The following is a 1,753-nucleotide window of genomic DNA, read 5'->3' on the forward strand; positions in this document are numbered from 1 at the left end:
CTGCACTACAACGACCTGGGCGAGGGCGCCGAGACCGTGGTGATGCTCCACGGCTCCGGCCCCGGCGCCAGCGGCTGGGCCAACTTCAGCCGCAACCTCGAACCGCTGCTGGCCGCCGGCTACCGCGTGGTGCTGATGGACTGCCCCGGCTGGAGCCGGAGCGACCCCATCGTCTGCCGCGGCTCGCGCTCGGACCTCAACGCCACGGCGCTCAAGGGCCTGCTCGACGTGCTGGGGCTGGAACGCGTGCACCTGCTCGGCAACTCCATGGGTGCCCACAGCGCCGTGGCCTTCGCCCTGGCCAATCCGCAGCGCGTCGGCAAGCTGGTGCTCATGGGCGGTGGCACCGGCGGCGCCAGCCCCTTCGTGCCGATGCCCACCGAGGGCATCAAGCTGCTCAACGGCCTGTACCGCGAGCCGACCATCGACAACCTGAAGCGGATGATGAACGTCTTCGTCTTCGACCCCAGCGACCTCACCGAGGAACTGTTCCAGGTGCGCCTGGACAACATGCTCAGCCGCCGCGAGCACCTGGACAACTTCGTCCAGAGCCTGGCCGCCAACCCCAAACAGTTCCCCGACTTCAGCCCGCGCCTGCACGAGATCCAGGCGAAGACCCTGATCGTCTGGGGCCGCAATGACCGCTTCGTGCCCATGGACGCCGGCCTGCGCCTGCTCGCCGGCATCCCCGATGCCACGCTGCACGTGTTCAACAACTGCGGCCACTGGGCCCAGTGGGAACACGCCGAACCCTTCAACCGCCTGGTGCTGGACTTCCTCCAGCACTGAACCCGAGGTGCCCCATGACCATCAGCCAAGAGACCCTCGAACGCCTGGCCGCCGACCTGCGCCGCGCGGAAACGCAGGGCGAGGCCATTGCCCCGTTGCGTGACACCCTCGGCGCGGAGAACGGCGAGGCCGCCTACGCCATCCAGCGCCTCAACGTCGCCCACGCCCTGGCCGCCGGCCGGCGCCTGGTCGGCCGCAAGATCGGCCTGACCAACCCCAAGGTCCAGGCCCAGCTGGGCGTGGACCAGCCGGACTTCGGCGGGCTGTTCGCCGACATGGCCTATGGCGACAACGAAGTGGTGCCCTTCAACCGCGTGCTGCAACCGAAGATCGAGGCGGAGATCGCCCTGGTGCTGGAACGCGACCTGCCCGGCACCGACACCACCTTCGCCGACGTGCTGAACGCCACCGGCTGGGTGCTGCCGGCCCTGGAAATCGTCGGCAGCCGCATCGCCAACTGGAACATCCGCTTCGCCGACACCGTGGCCGACAACGCCTCCAGCGGCTGCTTCGTGCTCGGCGGCCCGGCCCGCCGCCTCGACGGCCTGGACCTGCGCGGCGCGGCCATGCGCATGACGCGCAACGGCGAGGACGCTTCCGCCGGCAGCGGCGCCGAATGCCTGGGCCACCCGCTCAACGCGGCGGTGTGGCTGGCGCGCACCCTGGCCCGTCTGGGCGACCCGCTGAAGGCCGGCGACATCGTCCTCACCGGCGCCCTCGGGCCCATGGTGGCGGTGGCCCCGGGCGACCGCTTCGACGCCGAGATCGACGGCCTGGGCCGCGTCGGCGTGACCTTCAGCGCCGAATGAGCAGAGAGAAAACCATGAGCAAACGCAAAGTCGCCATCATCGGCTCCGGCAACATCGGCACCGACCTGATGATCAAGATCCTGCGCAACGCGCAGCACCTGGAAATGGCCGCGATGGTCGGCATCGACCCGGCCTCCGACGGTCTGGCCCGCGCA

At 69.9% G+C, this 1,753-nt stretch carries 2 protein-coding genes and 1 pseudogene; all 3 read left to right on the forward strand.

Annotated features, from left to right (window positions below; translation table 11 throughout):
* Window positions 1-789: alpha/beta fold hydrolase (locus VV867_RS30895; RefSeq protein ID WP_328568433.1), on the forward strand; the 789-nt coding region annotated here is incomplete at its 5' end.
* A gap of 14 nt (window positions 790-803) precedes the next feature.
* Window positions 804-1,598, forward strand: coding sequence for a 2-keto-4-pentenoate hydratase (gene mhpD / locus VV867_RS30900; RefSeq protein ID WP_328568434.1), 795 nt, complete (start codon window positions 804-806; stop codon window positions 1,596-1,598).
* A gap of 14 nt (window positions 1,599-1,612) precedes the next feature.
* Window positions 1,613-1,753: pseudogene (locus VV867_RS30905) on the forward strand (acetaldehyde dehydrogenase); the annotation flags it as partial.

The sequence above is a fragment of the Pseudomonas sp. JH-2 genome (assembly GCF_036231725.1).
Lineage (GTDB): Bacteria > Pseudomonadota > Gammaproteobacteria > Pseudomonadales > Pseudomonadaceae > Pseudomonas > Pseudomonas delhiensis.